Raw genomic sequence first — 13,934 nt, 5'->3', positions numbered from 1 at the left:
TTATATTTTAAATAAGTACCCGATCCCTTTTACGGTATGAATAAACTTATCCCCGTTTTTTTCAATCTTATTGCGGAGATAAGAAATATACACGTCTACAACATTTGTTTGGTTGTCAAAGTTGATACCCCATACGGCATTGAGAATCTGCATACGGCTTACCGCCTTATTTATGTTTTCGGTAAGGTAGACCAATAGCTTAAATTCTCGGGGAGAAAGCTCGATAGGCAAAGCGGATACAGATACTTGAAACTGATCAAAATCAATATGAAGATTGCCAAAGTATGCCTGATTGGATGTTTCTTGAACGTCGGATTGATAGCGTCGGGTTAATGCACGTATACGCGATAATAGCTCTTCAAAATGAAACGGTTTGGTGATATAGTCGTCAGCCCCATAATCAAGCGCAGTAATCTTATCCTGTACGGCACTCAGCGCACTCAGCATCAGAATGGGCACATTGATCTTTTTATGCCGAATAATCTGTACGAGCTGGATACCATCTATACCCGGCAGCATGACGTCAACAATGATGAGATCCCACGGAAGGTTGAGGTAATAGGCGGTAGCATCTTCGGCATTGCTGCATAAGGTAACCGAATAGGCATGCTCTTCCAGCCCCCTAATTAGGAAGTCACTAATTCGTTTATCGTCTTCAACTACCAGTATCTGCATATCTTTAGAACTACGTATATTCAAAGCTAAGGAATTTGTGACAAAATCCCGCCAGCTAACGCTTGCTGACGGGAATGGAAACTAAACTACAATAACACGTGATGTAACCTATTTTGTTGATGGACTGGCTTTGGGGTCGTTACGGTATGCGAAATAAAACAAGATAGGCAACACCGCAAAAGAGAGCACCAGACAGATCAACAGTCCGCCAACAATCATAATTGCTAAGGGTTTTTGGATTTCTGAACCCATTCCATGGGATAGTGCGGCTGGCAACAATCCCATGGATCCCAATAAGGCGATCATGACAACGGGCCGTATCCGACTTTTGACGCCTTCCTCGATAGATTTGATTAGCCCCATCCTTCGCTGCAAATTGTGCTTCATCACGCCAATGAGCACAATACCATCAATAGTCGCCACACCGAAAAGGATAATAAAACCTATACCTGCGGATATGCCGAAGATTGTACCGGTAACCCATAGCGAGATAAATCCGCCGATAAAAGCAAAGGGCAGGGTAACCGATGATACCAACGTATCTTTCAAATTCCCAAAATTGGCATAGAGTAACAACAAAATTAACAGTAGGGAAATAGGGACGACGGTCATGAGCTGCTTCGTAGAACGTTCTTTACTTTCAAATTCACCTGCCCATACCATATGGTTTTCTTTGGGGAGCGTTACTTCTTTAGCGACCACCTCCTTGGCTTCGTTTATCGTACTGCCAAGATCTCGTCCTTCAATACTGAACCCCACACCAATATAACGGCTATTGCCCTCGCGGTATATAAATGCGGGACCTGTTTTGTAGCCTATGGTGGCAATCTCTTGCAGAGGTACGCTATGATTGTTGCTGGTGGGAATGAGGATGTTGCCGATTTTTTCGGGTGAATCGCGGTACTGCTTTTCGAAGCGTAGGACTACATCAAATTGCCTGTCCTGTTCGAAAAACTTGGTAGCAGATTGGCCACCAATAGTCATCTCGATCACGGCTTGTACATCGGCCGTTGTTACACCATATTTGGCCATTTTCGAATCGTGTAATTGAATCCGAAGTTCGGGCAAACCGAGATTGCGATATACATTGAGATCGGTGATGCCGGGCACTTTTTTGATCGATGTTGCAACGTTGTTTGCATGCTTTTCGAGGTCTGTGAGGTCATCTCCGAATATCTTAATGACCAACGCACTTTTTACACCAGCTACGTATTCTTCAACGTTATCCTGGATGGGCTGGCTAAAGCCGAAGGTGATACCGGGGTAATGATCTAATAGAATGCGGATCTCCTGCACAATTTCTGACTTGGAGATGTTGCGTGACCAGTCACCTTCGTCTTTTAACTGTACATTAAATTCGATATTGAAAAATCCGGTGGGATCGGTTCCATCGTTAGGCCTGCCAGTTTGCGTAAGGATGAAGCTAATTTCTGCTACACTATCTAATAGAGTGGTTTTCATTTCTTGCGTTAGCTTGGTAGATTCTTCCAAATTCACACTGTTTGGCAATGTAGCACGAATATAAATTGCGCCTTCATTCAATTTTGGTAAAAACTCGGATCCGTAATTCGAAAAGCGTATAGTACAAAGGGCGAGTATGGCTAAAAAGATAGCAATAGTCGTCTTTCCCTGGCGAAATGCGATACGGTAGAGCCCATAGATAGTGTTATGAAAAAAGCGCGTAATGACGTTTTCTTTTTCTTCGATGTTCTTCGTGAAAAGTAGTTTACACATCGCTGGAACGTAGGTAAGACTCAATAACAACGACCCTAGTAGGGCATAGCCTAGGGTGAAGGCTAAAGGCGTAAACATTTTACCCTCTACTTTTTGAAAGGAGAAGATGGGCAACAAAGCTACGATAAGGATGAGCAATGCGAAGGAGATATGCGAGGCAACGCTGTTGGTGCTTTTCTTGATGATACCCATTTTACTCATTTTAGCAAAGCGCTCCGGACCGACCCGCTTGGAGGTGGCAGCCAAAGCTACAAATACTGTTTCGACAATGACTAGCGTTCCTTCGAGCAGTAATCCAAAATCCAAAGATCCCATCGATATCAAATTGGCAGGTAGTCCCTGAATACGCAGCATGATAATAGCGAATAGGAACGCTAAGGGGATAACGGAGGCCACAATCAGTGTTGACTTCCAGTTGTATAAAAAAATAAAGACGATGAGGGATACCAACAGAATACCTTCTATCATGTTTTTGGATACGGTATGGATGGTGTTATCTACGAGCTTTGTGCGGTCGATGACTGGTTCGATCTTGACATCATCGGGTAAGGTACGTTCGTTAAGTTCTACAATCTTCGTTTTTAACCGAGCCACCACCTCAGAAGGGTTTTCTCCACGCAGCATCACCACGATACCTTGTACCAGATCGTCTTGTTGGTTTAGACCTACTTGGCCTAACCGGGGTTTGTGAGAGATTTCGACCTCAGCCACATTCTTAATCAGTATGGGGGTTGACCCGTTGAGCTGTATGGTGATATTTTCGATGTCTTCTATCTTATCAAGTAATCCTACGCCCCGTACGACATAGGTTTGGTCGCCCTGTTGGATGATGTCTCCTCCAACATTGATGTTGGATTTGGAGACGGCTTCGTATACGTCTAGCGGAGAGAGCTCGTAATTTTTAAGTTCAGTGGGATTGATTTTTATCTCATAGATCTTTTCTTCTCCACCGAAGCTGATAACATCTGCAACGCCTGGTACGCCGAGTAGTTCTCTTTCGATCACCCAATCTTGTAGGGCTGTCAATTCTTTTAGCGGAAGATCGCTTTGAATGACGTAACGGAAGATTTCTCCCGTAGCACCCGATGGCGGTTCTATTGAGGACTCGGCGCCGTCTGGAAGTTCCACCCCGGTTAATTTATTGGAGACATATTGCTGCGCATAGAAATCTTCTACACCGTCTTCAAATTGTACGGTGACGACCGATAAGCCAAAGAGCGACACGGAGCGGACTTCGGTTTTGCGGGGTATGCTATTCATGACCTTGGAAACTGGAAGGGTAACCAGTTTTTCGATCTCTTCGGCGCTTCTGCCCGGCCATTGGGTGATGACCCGTGCGCGTGTATTGGTAACGTCGGGAAAAGCTTCGATCGGTGTGTGTATGTAGGCATATATTCCACCACTCAATAAGGCGATCGTAGCCATGAGCACGAAGACCGCATTTTTTAAAGAGAAGGAAACAATGCCCTTTACAAGTTTGTGCATAATACTTATTTGTTTAATTCGTCAAATATGAGGAGCGCATTAGAGCTTACTATTTTATGGTTTGTGGAGAAGTCTGTTTTGACAAAGGTGAACTCATCATTGCTCGCTACCGGTGTCACTTCCTGTATGCTGAAATCACAATCGGATTGATAGCGGATCACATATTGTTTATTGTTGCTGAAGACCATAGCGTTGTTGGGTATCGCGTAAGCATTTTCGGATTGATCCTTATAAATGATGATATCTGCACCTAGGCCAGGTATTAGATTTAATTGTTTATTTTCCAACACCACTCGGGCTTTAAGTACGTGCTCGTCATCGTCGAATACATGGTAAATCTTGTCTACTTTCCCGGCATGTAGTTCGTCGGGGTATGCCAGGGTTCTGACTTTCACGGGATCTCCTTCTTTTATATACCGTAAGTTGTTAGCATAGATATTTACCATGACCCATACCTGTCTGAGATTGGATATGGAAAAGAGCGGGTCGCTGTCTGGCATAATGGTTTGCCCAACGCTGATCTTCTTTTGAACGATGTATCCGTTTTTTGGCGCAATGAGGTGAAAGTTTCCTGTGGCGCCGTCTGCGCGGTATAAGGCGAGAGTCTGGTTTATTTTATCCAATTCGATCTGCGTGCTCTCGATAGCATGTTCTGTTTCCAGTATTTCTGGCGCGGACGCCATACCATCGGAAAGAAGCCCGCTCTTAGTCTCCAGTTGTTTCCTTAAGAGTACGAGTTGACTTTCGTTATAACGTTTTTGTTGATACTGCTCTTGAACGTCGTGAGAACGGATCACGGCAAGTACCTTTCCGGCCTGTACATAGTCGCCTAGTTCGAAATTAACTTGTTCCACACGCCCGTCGAGGAGGCTTTTGAAGGCGACAAAGTCATTTTCGTTGTATTCCACTTTTCCGGTCAACGTCAGACTTTCCTGAATAGGTAGGTACTGAACGCTATCGATTCGAGTATTTTTTTTCAGCTGCTCACTCATACAGAAAGTGTGGGGGACTTGCGATATGTCCGTTTTATCTTCAGTCTCCTGGGGTGCACAGGTCATAAAAAGCTGAGTGATAGTAAGGACTGTCGTGAGGTAATAGGTAATTTTTTTCATTGCTTAGAGATCTTTACCGATGGTATATTGTAATTCTTCAAAGGTTTGGTGATATTTTTCTTGTAAGTTGAGGTATGCTTTCCGTGCGTTAATATAGCTTTCGGAAAAGTCGATAAACTCGAGAAGTGTTACTTGTTGGGCGTGCAGGTTTTTTTCGTAATTTTGAAGTATTTGACGGAAATTGCCCGTATGGTGAATGTCCTGTTCTTCCAATGTGCTTTCGTAGAGATCGAGCTGGCTGATTAACCGCGTAAGCGCCTGCTCCAACTCAAGTTCTAAACCGGTTCGCCTTTCTTGTTCCTGCTGAATACGAATCTTAGCCGACCGGATATGGCCTTGATTTTTATTGAATAGTGGTAGATCCATGCTTATCCCTACCGCCACAAAATCTTGCATAATATTACCCCCCCGGTCGTACATGATGTGTGCATTGATATCGGGAATGCGATTGGCTTTTTCCAGCATCAACTCGGAGTCGGCCAAAAACTGATTATTTTTGACGCGCTTGAGGGCTATATGGGTTTCGTATGCCAGTTCCTTCAAATTTGCAGGTATTCGCTTTGTTAACATGTTTTCTTCTGGCGGAGATAGTTCGAGGTCCTCTAAATGGAGCTGTGACTTCTGTGTGTACCTTCTTAAGTGGTTGAGGAGTGTTAATTGCTCGGTCTGTAGGGAAATGAGTTCTTCTTTCCAGGCTATGGCGGCGGATCGTATCCTAAAAAAATCAGCTTTATTTATGCTTTGTAGGTTCGCGTGACGTTCGTATTGTGTACTTAGTCTGGTAAGTTGGTCTACCATTGCGGTAACTTCCTGTACTTCGATAGTTACTTTTTGCAAGGAGACAAAAGTAGTGCGTAGATCAAAGCGTAGATTCAAAAAGGTTTCTTCAAGATCAAGAAGTGCATTGTTTTTCTCAAGCTGTGCGACACGGATACGTTTTTTACGTTTGCCTGCGGTTTCGATTAACTGGTCTAGTTCTGCTGAAAATTGTTGGCCTGTACCATATTTCCCAAATAAGGGAGCCAGCTGTTCGTGCTTGCGGTTAACCCATAGATTCACCTCGCTGATCGCGAGATTAGGATTGGGAAATAGTCGCTGTTGCATAATCTCGGCATCGGCGCGATCGATGCCATATTTAGCGATCAGGATTTCGTAGTTGCACTGAAGAAATTGAGTTTCTAGATCCTTTGCCGTAAGACTTTTGGGAGTTGGGCCGTCTTGTGCATAAAGTATTGAGCATAGTAACAATGTGCAAAAGGTGGCGATATACTTGTAGACCATTTTGTGTTATTTTGAATGGCTCAAAAGTACAATCCCGAGATTAGCGTGGTCTTTTAAGTGGATTAGAGTTTGATTAGAACAGGAAAGTTACCGCTCTGAATGTAGTTTAGAAAAGAATCGTGATGCTTTTGAATAGCTTGTGCAGTAAAAAATGGAGTGAAAGGACTAATAATAAAAACGCTGCCCCAAATAATAGTTAGTTTATTTAGAACAGCGCTATATTTTTTAAGTAGTACTTGTTTTCTTCTACGGATTTATAAAGGTCCGTTGCGTATGCGTTAGCTTTGAAGATCGTCTTGGGATTATTCGCCTTGATCTGTATTTGGATCTTCCAAAATAGCCATTAGCAATAATAAGTATCCTCTTTCTACTCTTGATTTTGTTGCATTTATTTCTAAAGTTTCCATATGACGCGATATTTTGGTTGTTAGTCTGTTAATTACTCTTCTAAATCTTATATTCAAATATTATGCAACGGCTTTATTTCTGTTACCTATTAACGAATTTTAGAATTTTAGTTTAGGTTTAAATTATTGTAAATTAGTATTTTATGATTTTTTTATCGCGTCAGGCTGATCGTGTAACGTTAGTTTTTAATGTATATTTTTTAGGACAGTTGTTCCTAGATACGGCTTTGTCCCTTTTTCGGGGCGGTAGTATTTAAAATTTATAACCGACACCGACACCTAGTTTCCATTTACCATCGGTGGTACTTGTCTTCGCGGAATAGAATGCTGGAAGCTGAACGACCAAATGTTTGTAGCATCCTGTTAGACCAAAACCTAATGTGGGTGTAAGTAATGAATTACGGGCAGCTCCCGCTTGAACCCGATCCTCTTTTATTTTTAATGAAGGAAGTAGTCCTGCCATAATGCTCGCCTTTTTTAGGATGTATTTGACTGCCGGGCCGGTGCAATTGATATAAGCACCATGATCGGTATAGCCCGCTAAGAGTATGCCTTCGAATAGAGATGCTTGTAGCTTTGTTGTCTGTGATGTTCCGCTTTTGGGAAAAAGTAAGCAGATAAAACTGATCAAGAGATAAATCTTGTACATAACTTTTGTATGATTAGGTTGAACTTGTTTTTATTTTATCAGTCTTCTACACCGATATATACTAAGCCGTTTTCAATTTTTACAGGGTATGTTTTTATAGCGCATTCATCCCCAGAAAGGCATTCACCTGTACGAAGCGAAAAGGTTTTCTTATGAAATGGACAGGCTACTTTTGGTTCTTCGCCAAGCGAGCCGATCATACCTCTACTTAAAATCATTTGCCTTTTATGTGGACATTCGTTTTGTGTTGCAAACCACTCATTTCTGCGTGTGAAATAAAAGAGTGCGATTTGTTCGTTTTCATGTTTTATACACACGCCGCCATTTTCTATTGCATCGTTAACGTGACAGGCCGCGAGCCATTTCGTGGGAGTTAATGTTTCCATGATATTTTTTTTACGTATATTTTAGGATGTGATTGATGGAATATTCCAGTCCATAGCTTTCTTCTGTCCGCGCATTTCTTCAAATTGAACAGTAGTATCTCTTTCGTCCGGAGCGTTGACGAAGTGTGCAAAGCGTTTACGAATATTAGGGTCTTCAATGGCGGCTTTCCATTCACAGGTATAGACAAGGATCAGCTTTTCCATTTCCTCTTCCCATTGTTGGCCCATACCGAGACTATCATTCACAACAACGTTGCGCAGGTAGTCGATACCACCTTCCATTTTGTTGAGCCAGGTTGCTGTACGCATAAGTGGATCCGCAGTGCGGATGTAAAACATCAAGAAACGGTCTAGGTAACGTATACAGGTGTCACTGTCAATATCACTTGCGAGCAAGAGCGCGTGTTGTGGTTTGCTGCCGCCATTCCCACATACATAGAGGTTCCAGCCTTTTTCGGTGGCGATAATGCCAAAGTCCTTGCTTTGGGCTTCTGCACACTCACGGATGCAGCCACTTACTGCGGATTTGAATTTATGGGGGGCACGTATGCCACGGTAACGTTCTTCGATTCGGATGGCAAAAGAAACGCTGTCATGTAGTCCAAAGCGGCACCAGGTGCTCCCTACGCAGCTCTTTACGGTACGCAGGGCTTTCCCGTAAGCATGGCCACTTTCGAAGCCTGCCTCGATTAATTCTCCCCAGATAGCGGGCAAGTCATTTAAATGCGCACCAAACATATCAATGCGTTGTCCCCCAGTAATCTTTGTGTATAAGCCGTATTTTTGAGCCACTTCTCCAATAACAATCAACTTATCGGGACGAATTTCTCCTCCAGGGATACGCGGTACAACGGAGTAGGTACCTCCTTTCTGGATATTTGCCAAGAAACGATCGTTGCTGTCCTGAGCTGTATCGTTTCCTCCTTGGAGAATCATTTCATTCCATGTGCTTGCCAATAACGAGGAGACGAGCGGTTTACAGGTTTCGCAACCGTCTCCTTTTCCTAAACTGTTTAGAATTTCATCGTATGTTTTGAGTTCGTGTATCTTCACAAGATCGTAAAGTTCTTGTCTGCTCAGCTGAAAATGTTCACAGATTACATTTCGAACATATTTTCCCTGTTGTTTAAGGGTTATGTTCACGAGGTCTTTAACCATAGGCACACATCCGCCGCAGCCCGAACCAGCTTTGGTACATTTCTTAACGGCATCGGCATTTTCACAGTTTTGTTCGGTTACTGCGTGGCAGATTTGCGCTTTTGTTATTCCCTCGCAGCTACATATTAATGCGTCATCAGGTAACGCTGCAATACCTGTTGACGCGCTTTGTCCCGAAGCGCTGCGTTCACCGAATATCATATCTTCTGGATTTTCGGGCAAAACCAAACGATTGTTGACCGTCTGCAAGAGCATGTTATAACTATTGGCTTCACCAATCAACATACCGCCAAGTAGGTGCTTGCCGTCGGGACTTATATTAAGACGTTTGTATATGCCTTTGTTTTTATCTTCGAAAACAATAGTTCGCGCATACGGTTCTTCAATGAACGGATCTCCAAAGCTTGCTACATCCACCCCGATGAGTTTTAGTTTAGTGCTCATATCAAAACTCTTGAATGATTTGTTCCCTTGGCATATTGTAGTTGCGGCAACTTCTGCCATTTCATATCCTGGCGCGACAAGACCATAAATCATATCTTCAAAAAGGGCACATTCCCCAATGGCAAATATGTCGGGCTCACTCGTCTGCATATATTTGTCGACTAAGATCCCGCCACGGGGGCCGACGACGATACCACTTTTTAAGGCAAGTTCGTCGCGTGGACGGATACCTGCGGAGATAACCAATATGTCTGTGTCGAGTGTGGTGCCGTCGGTGAAATGTAACGCATGGACCTTACCTTCTCCTTCAATTGAGCTAGTAGCTTTGTTGAGTAGGGTTTCAAGACCCAGATTTTGTAGTTTTTGTTGTAAGACTGTACTGGCCGCATGATCGATCTGCCGGGGCATTAGACGTGGCGCAAATTCAATGACGCTGGTTTCCGGAATACCTAAATCCATTAATGCTTTAGCCGCTTCAAGACCTAGTAAACCTCCGCCAATCACGGTGCCTTTTTTTGCAGATCCGGCATAGGCTTTTATTAAATCTAAGTCTTCAATTGTCCGGTATACAAAGACGCCATTTTTTTCAATGCCCGGTATATTGGGAACAAAAGCGGAAGAACCTGTAGCAAAAATTAGATAATCGTAGCTTAGGATAATACCTCGCCCCGATTCGATTTTCTTTTGGCGGGTATCTACATAGGTAATGGGATCGTTGAGGTGAAGTGTGACATTTTTTGAAGAATACCAGTCTTCAGAAGACATATATAGCTCGTCGAGGGGTTTTTCGCTGATGTAATCACTAAGATGCACTCTGTCGTAAGCCCTGTATGGCTCCTCGCCAAATATAATTAGTTTAAAATCGGAAGATTTTTCGAGTAGTTTCTCGCAAAACTTGTTTCCAACCATTCCGTTCCCTATTATAATTATCGTTTTTGTGGCCATGTCTAGAGTTTTAAGTGAAAAAATCTATTTTATAGTTTTTTTAACACTGCAAAATTAGTGTTTTTTTATAAAAAACAAATTAATTTTATGATTTTTATCATAAAAAATATTATTTTCAATGTAACTTATGTAGTTTTATGTCGTTTTTAATCATGTTTATGTTTTGTTTTTGATTTTAATGTTATTTTCTGTTATTTTTTTTGTTCTATTTTTTTAAATATGTATTGGTTATGGTGGTTGTGTCTAGAAATTTGAGAAGTAAACTTTATTTGATAGGGTCTGGTCCTGGTGATCCTGATCTTTTGACAATAAAAGCATATAAAATATTGGAAAAAGCCGATGTTTTGCTGTTTGATCATCTCGTGAATCCGGAAATACTGACTATTGTTCCAGAAAATTGTGTAAAAGTTTATGTAGGGAAAGAGCCTTATGCCAATTTTACGCCGCAAGAATCTATTCACTCGTTAATCGAGCAATATTGTCGTACATATAAGTGTGTAGTAAGACTTAAAGGGGGCGATCCATATATATTTGGCAGGGGCTTTGAAGAATTGCTTTTTGCAGAGGAGTTGGGTATAGAGGTCGAATATATTCCGGGTATAAGCAGTATGCAAGGGGCTGGCTTTCATAACATTCCATTAACACATCGTGATGTGAGCGATGGTATATGGGCGCTTACAGGCACCAAGAAGGATGGGCGGCTTTCGTCGGATCTCCAACTGGCTATACAGAGTAACTCTACTGTCGTAATCTATATGGGGATGAAAAAATTGGATGAAATAGCCCGTACCTATGTGATGTGTGGGAAAGGGGATACGCCTGCGGCAATAATACAATGTGCTACGCTGCCGGGCCAGCGAGAAGTGGTGTGTGAGGTGGCGGATTTGTTGAATGCTTCAAGAGATAGTGGATTATCGCATCCTGCTATTATTGTAATTGGTGAAGTTGTCAGGTTGTATGCTTCAAATCGCAATAGTTTTATTTTAAATGACCAATTAGCGAAAATGAAAAGAAATTAAAAAATCGTATCTTGCAGCGTATATAAGCTAAGGGTGAACAGATGGATTTTCAGACGATAATTACTTATATTTTTGGCTTCCTCGTTATAGCGATACCTTTATTGGCGATTTATAAATGTATTTTAAATAACGATCATACGAAGGGCGAGCGTATTCTTTGGATGGCAGGTGTGTTAATAATTCCTGTATTCGGAGGAGTGATCTATCTGATCATGCATGGCTGGAAAAAATAGCTGATAGGTAACAAAGAGAATAAACGTGATTGCAAAAGAGACAATAGAAAAGGTGTTGGATACGGCTCGTATTGAGGAAGTTGTGGGCGATTTTGTCGACCTAAAAAAGCGAGGGACATCACTGATCGGTAACTGTCCGTTTCATAATGAGAAAACACCTTCTTTTCATGTGTCAGTAGCCAAAGGTATTTACAAGTGCTTTGGCTGTGGTGTAGGAGGAGATTCTTTAAAGTTTGTGATGGAGCTGGAGAAATATTCTTATCCGGAAGCGATTCGTTATCTAGCAAACAAATACCATATTGAGATTGCAGAGATCGAACGATCTCCTGCTCAACTGGCCGCCCAGGATAAACGGGAAAGTTTGTACGTATTAAGTCAATGGGCTGGGAAATTCTTTAAGGATCAACTTTGGAATACGGACATCGGAAACTCGATCGGATTATCTTATTTTAAAGAGCGTGGATACCGTGAAGATATCATCAGGAAGTTTGATTTGGGGTATTCTCCCGACGTCTGGACAGCTTTAGTAGATGCAGCCAAGAAGGATGGTTTTCAAGAAGGGTATCTTACCGAAATTGGCCTTGCTATCGCGCGTGATGACAAAAGCCTGTATGATCGTTTTAGAGGTAGGGTGGTATTTCCCATCCATAACCTTACAGGTCGAATCATAGGGTTTGGTGGCCGGACAATGAAGACAGAAAAAACGGTTCCAAAATATGTTAATTCGCCCGAAAGTGAAATCTATCATAAATCTGATGTATTATATGGGCTTTCTTTTGCAAAGAAAGCGATTATGGATAATGATGCCTGCTATTTGGTAGAAGGCTATGCTGATGTGATCTCCATGCACCAAGCGGGTGTAGAAAATGTGGTTTCTTCGTCGGGAACGTCGCTGACAACGGGTCAAATCAAATTAATTTCACGATTTACTAAGAATGTTGTTATTCTGTACGACGGTGATGCCGCGGGCATAAAAGCTTCTTTGCGAGGTACTGACATGCTTCTCGAAGAAGGTTTAAATGTGAAAATACTCCTTTTTCCTGATGGAAATGATCCGGATTCATATGTGCAAACATTTGGCTCTTCCGCCTTTAAAGAGTATGTGTCGGCCGGTCAGCAGGATTTTATTTTTTTTAAAACCAATATTCTTTTAAAGGACGCCAACGACGATCCTATAAAACGCGCCGAAGTAATACGTGAAGTCGTGGAAAGCATTGCGCTGATCCCAGATGAGATTAAAGTGTCAGTTTTTATCCGGCAGTGTAGTAGTCTTTTAGATATCGAAGAACGGGTTTTGTTAAGCGAGTTAAATAAAATCCGTCTTAATAAGGCAAGGACGCAAGATAAAAAAAGGGATTCTGCAGCACAGGCTTCGGCAGCTACCTCTTATCCGGGCGATATGCCACCTCCTGATTTCTTTTTAACTGAAGTAGAGCGGTCGGATGCTGGATTGACAGAGGAGCAGACGCATGTGAAGATAACGCCGGAAATATTACAGGAGCGAGAGATCGTGCGTATACTGTTGAATTATGGAAGGGAGTTGGCGAGCTGGGAAGGTGATGGCGAGGTTCCGATTGCACCATACCTGTTGGGCAGTATTGATGATATATCTTTTGATGATAGGGCCAGTGCTGCTATTATAGAGGAATTTAAGAAGCAGGCGGCTGACTTTGAAATTCCTGAAGCTAAAAATTTCTTTGCGCATGTAGATAAGGATGTGGTCGATTTGGTAATTGGGTGTATCGCGAGTCAATATGAAATTAGTCCCAATTGGAATAGCGACAAAAATAAAATATATGTTCCGGAAGAGATCGAAAATCTAAAGCAGCTTGTAACAGAGGCGATTTATCGGATTAAAAAGCGCAAATTTGAAAAGGAGATGCATAAAATACGTGAAGAACTGAAGAAAGAACAATCCGAAGATGATTTACAGATTTTATTGCACAAATATGCTAAATTAAAAGAAGCGGAGAAAATGTTGGGACAGCTGCTCGGAAATACGATTGTGAAATAATGCTATAAAGGGGTATGGCCAAGCATTTAGAAGCGGGGATATGGGGTGAACAGCAAGCTGTTCGGTACCTACAGGAATGTGGATATGATATTATTTCCATAAATTGGCGTCATAAACACCTGGAAGTGGATGTTATTGCGAAAGATGGTGATATATTGGTGTTTGTAGAGGTAAAAAGTCGTAACGATTCCCGATTTGGTGAACCAAAGGAGTTTGTTGATCATAGGAAGAGACGGAATCTGATCCGGCTAGCAGATGCGTACATCAGTTATACCAAATACGAAGGGGAGATACGGTTTGATATCGTGTCTGTTTTTTTGAAAGAAAATAAAATTGAATTAATTAAGGATGCTTTTTGGAGCAATTAAATGATACGAATAAGAATGAATTGG

General features: G+C 42.1%; 11 protein-coding genes. 4 read left to right on the top strand and 7 right to left on the bottom strand.

Features of this window, described 5'->3' with window-relative positions:
* The 7 genes from FAZ19_RS15480 to nirB all read right to left on the bottom strand — a co-directional run bounded on the left by FAZ19_RS15480 (position 1) and on the right by nirB (position 10,276).
* Positions 1-675, bottom strand: a complete 675-nt coding sequence (locus FAZ19_RS15480) for a response regulator transcription factor (protein ID WP_136821649.1) — start codon at positions 673-675, stop codon at positions 1-3.
* 108 nt (positions 676-783) lie between these two features.
* Positions 784-3,894 (bottom strand): efflux RND transporter permease subunit, encoded by a 3,111-nt coding sequence (locus tag FAZ19_RS15475; protein WP_136821648.1) that lies wholly within the window; start codon positions 3,892-3,894, stop codon positions 784-786.
* A gap of 5 nt (positions 3,895-3,899) precedes the next feature.
* Entirely contained in the window at positions 3,900-5,006 is a 1,107-nt protein-coding gene (locus FAZ19_RS15470) for an efflux RND transporter periplasmic adaptor subunit (protein ID WP_136821647.1), read from the bottom strand.
* A 3-nt stretch (positions 5,007-5,009) separates the two neighbouring features.
* Positions 5,010-6,287: a TolC family protein gene (locus FAZ19_RS15465; RefSeq protein WP_136821646.1), complete on the bottom strand. Its 1,278-nt coding sequence runs from the start codon at positions 6,285-6,287 to the stop codon at positions 5,010-5,012.
* A 660-nt stretch (positions 6,288-6,947) separates the two neighbouring features.
* Positions 6,948-7,343, bottom strand: coding sequence for a hypothetical protein (locus tag FAZ19_RS15460; RefSeq protein WP_169305668.1), 396 nt, complete (start codon positions 7,341-7,343; stop codon positions 6,948-6,950).
* Between the two features lie 38 nt (positions 7,344-7,381).
* Positions 7,382-7,729: a nitrite reductase small subunit NirD gene (gene nirD, locus FAZ19_RS15455; protein ID WP_136821645.1), complete on the bottom strand. Its 348-nt coding sequence runs from the start codon at positions 7,727-7,729 to the stop codon at positions 7,382-7,384.
* Between the two features lie 21 nt (positions 7,730-7,750).
* A complete protein-coding gene (gene nirB / locus FAZ19_RS15450; protein ID WP_136821644.1) occupies positions 7,751-10,276 on the bottom strand; it encodes a nitrite reductase large subunit NirB in 2,526 nt (841 codons plus the stop codon).
* Positions 10,277-10,527: 251 nt separating this feature from the next.
* Here nirB and cobA point away from each other — a divergent pair, with 251 nt between their 5' ends.
* Genes cobA through FAZ19_RS15430 form a run of 4 tightly spaced genes read left to right on the top strand, consistent with a single transcriptional unit; the run spans position 10,528 to position 13,910 of the window.
* Entirely contained in the window at positions 10,528-11,295 is a 768-nt protein-coding gene (cobA, locus tag FAZ19_RS15445) for a uroporphyrinogen-III C-methyltransferase (RefSeq protein WP_229707560.1), read from the top strand.
* A gap of 41 nt (positions 11,296-11,336) precedes the next feature.
* Positions 11,337-11,528, top strand: coding sequence for a PLDc N-terminal domain-containing protein (locus FAZ19_RS24515; protein WP_136821642.1), 192 nt, complete (start codon positions 11,337-11,339; stop codon positions 11,526-11,528).
* Positions 11,529-11,553: 25 nt separating this feature from the next.
* On the top strand, positions 11,554-13,542 hold the full coding sequence (gene dnaG / locus FAZ19_RS15435; protein WP_136821641.1) for a DNA primase: 1,989 nt from the start codon (positions 11,554-11,556) through the stop codon (positions 13,540-13,542).
* A gap of 14 nt (positions 13,543-13,556) precedes the next feature.
* Positions 13,557-13,910, top strand: a complete 354-nt coding sequence (locus FAZ19_RS15430) for a YraN family protein (RefSeq protein WP_136821640.1) — start codon at positions 13,557-13,559, stop codon at positions 13,908-13,910.
* Positions 13,911-13,934 lie beyond the last annotated feature (24 nt).

The organism is Sphingobacterium alkalisoli (genome assembly GCF_005049105.1).
GTDB classification, from domain to species: Bacteria; Bacteroidota; Bacteroidia; order Sphingobacteriales; family Sphingobacteriaceae; genus Sphingobacterium; species Sphingobacterium alkalisoli.
The sequence above is the reverse complement of the archived record's forward strand: the minus strand, read 5'-3'. Positions and strand labels throughout refer to the sequence as shown.

Coding starts and splice junctions, on each gene's coding strand:
- FAZ19_RS15460 (WP_169305668.1), bottom strand. CDS start 7,343: ATGTACAAGATTTATCTCTTGATCAGTTTTATCTGCTTACTTTTTCCC.
- FAZ19_RS15430 (WP_136821640.1), top strand. CDS start 13,557: ATGGCCAAGCATTTAGAAGCGGGGATATGGGGTGAACAGCAAGCTGTT.
- FAZ19_RS15480 (WP_136821649.1), bottom strand. CDS start 675: ATGCAGATACTGGTAGTTGAAGACGATAAACGAATTAGTGACTTCCTA.
- FAZ19_RS15475 (WP_136821648.1), bottom strand. CDS start 3,894: ATGCACAAACTTGTAAAGGGCATTGTTTCCTTCTCTTTAAAAAATGCG.
- FAZ19_RS15470 (WP_136821647.1), bottom strand. CDS start 5,006: ATGAAAAAAATTACCTATTACCTCACGACAGTCCTTACTATCACTCAG.
- FAZ19_RS24515 (WP_136821642.1), top strand. CDS start 11,337: ATGGATTTTCAGACGATAATTACTTATATTTTTGGCTTCCTCGTTATA.
- nirB (WP_136821644.1), bottom strand. CDS start 10,276: ATGGCCACAAAAACGATAATTATAATAGGGAACGGAATGGTTGGAAAC.
- FAZ19_RS15465 (WP_136821646.1), bottom strand. CDS start 6,287: ATGGTCTACAAGTATATCGCCACCTTTTGCACATTGTTACTATGCTCA.
- nirD (WP_136821645.1), bottom strand. CDS start 7,729: ATGGAAACATTAACTCCCACGAAATGGCTCGCGGCCTGTCACGTTAAC.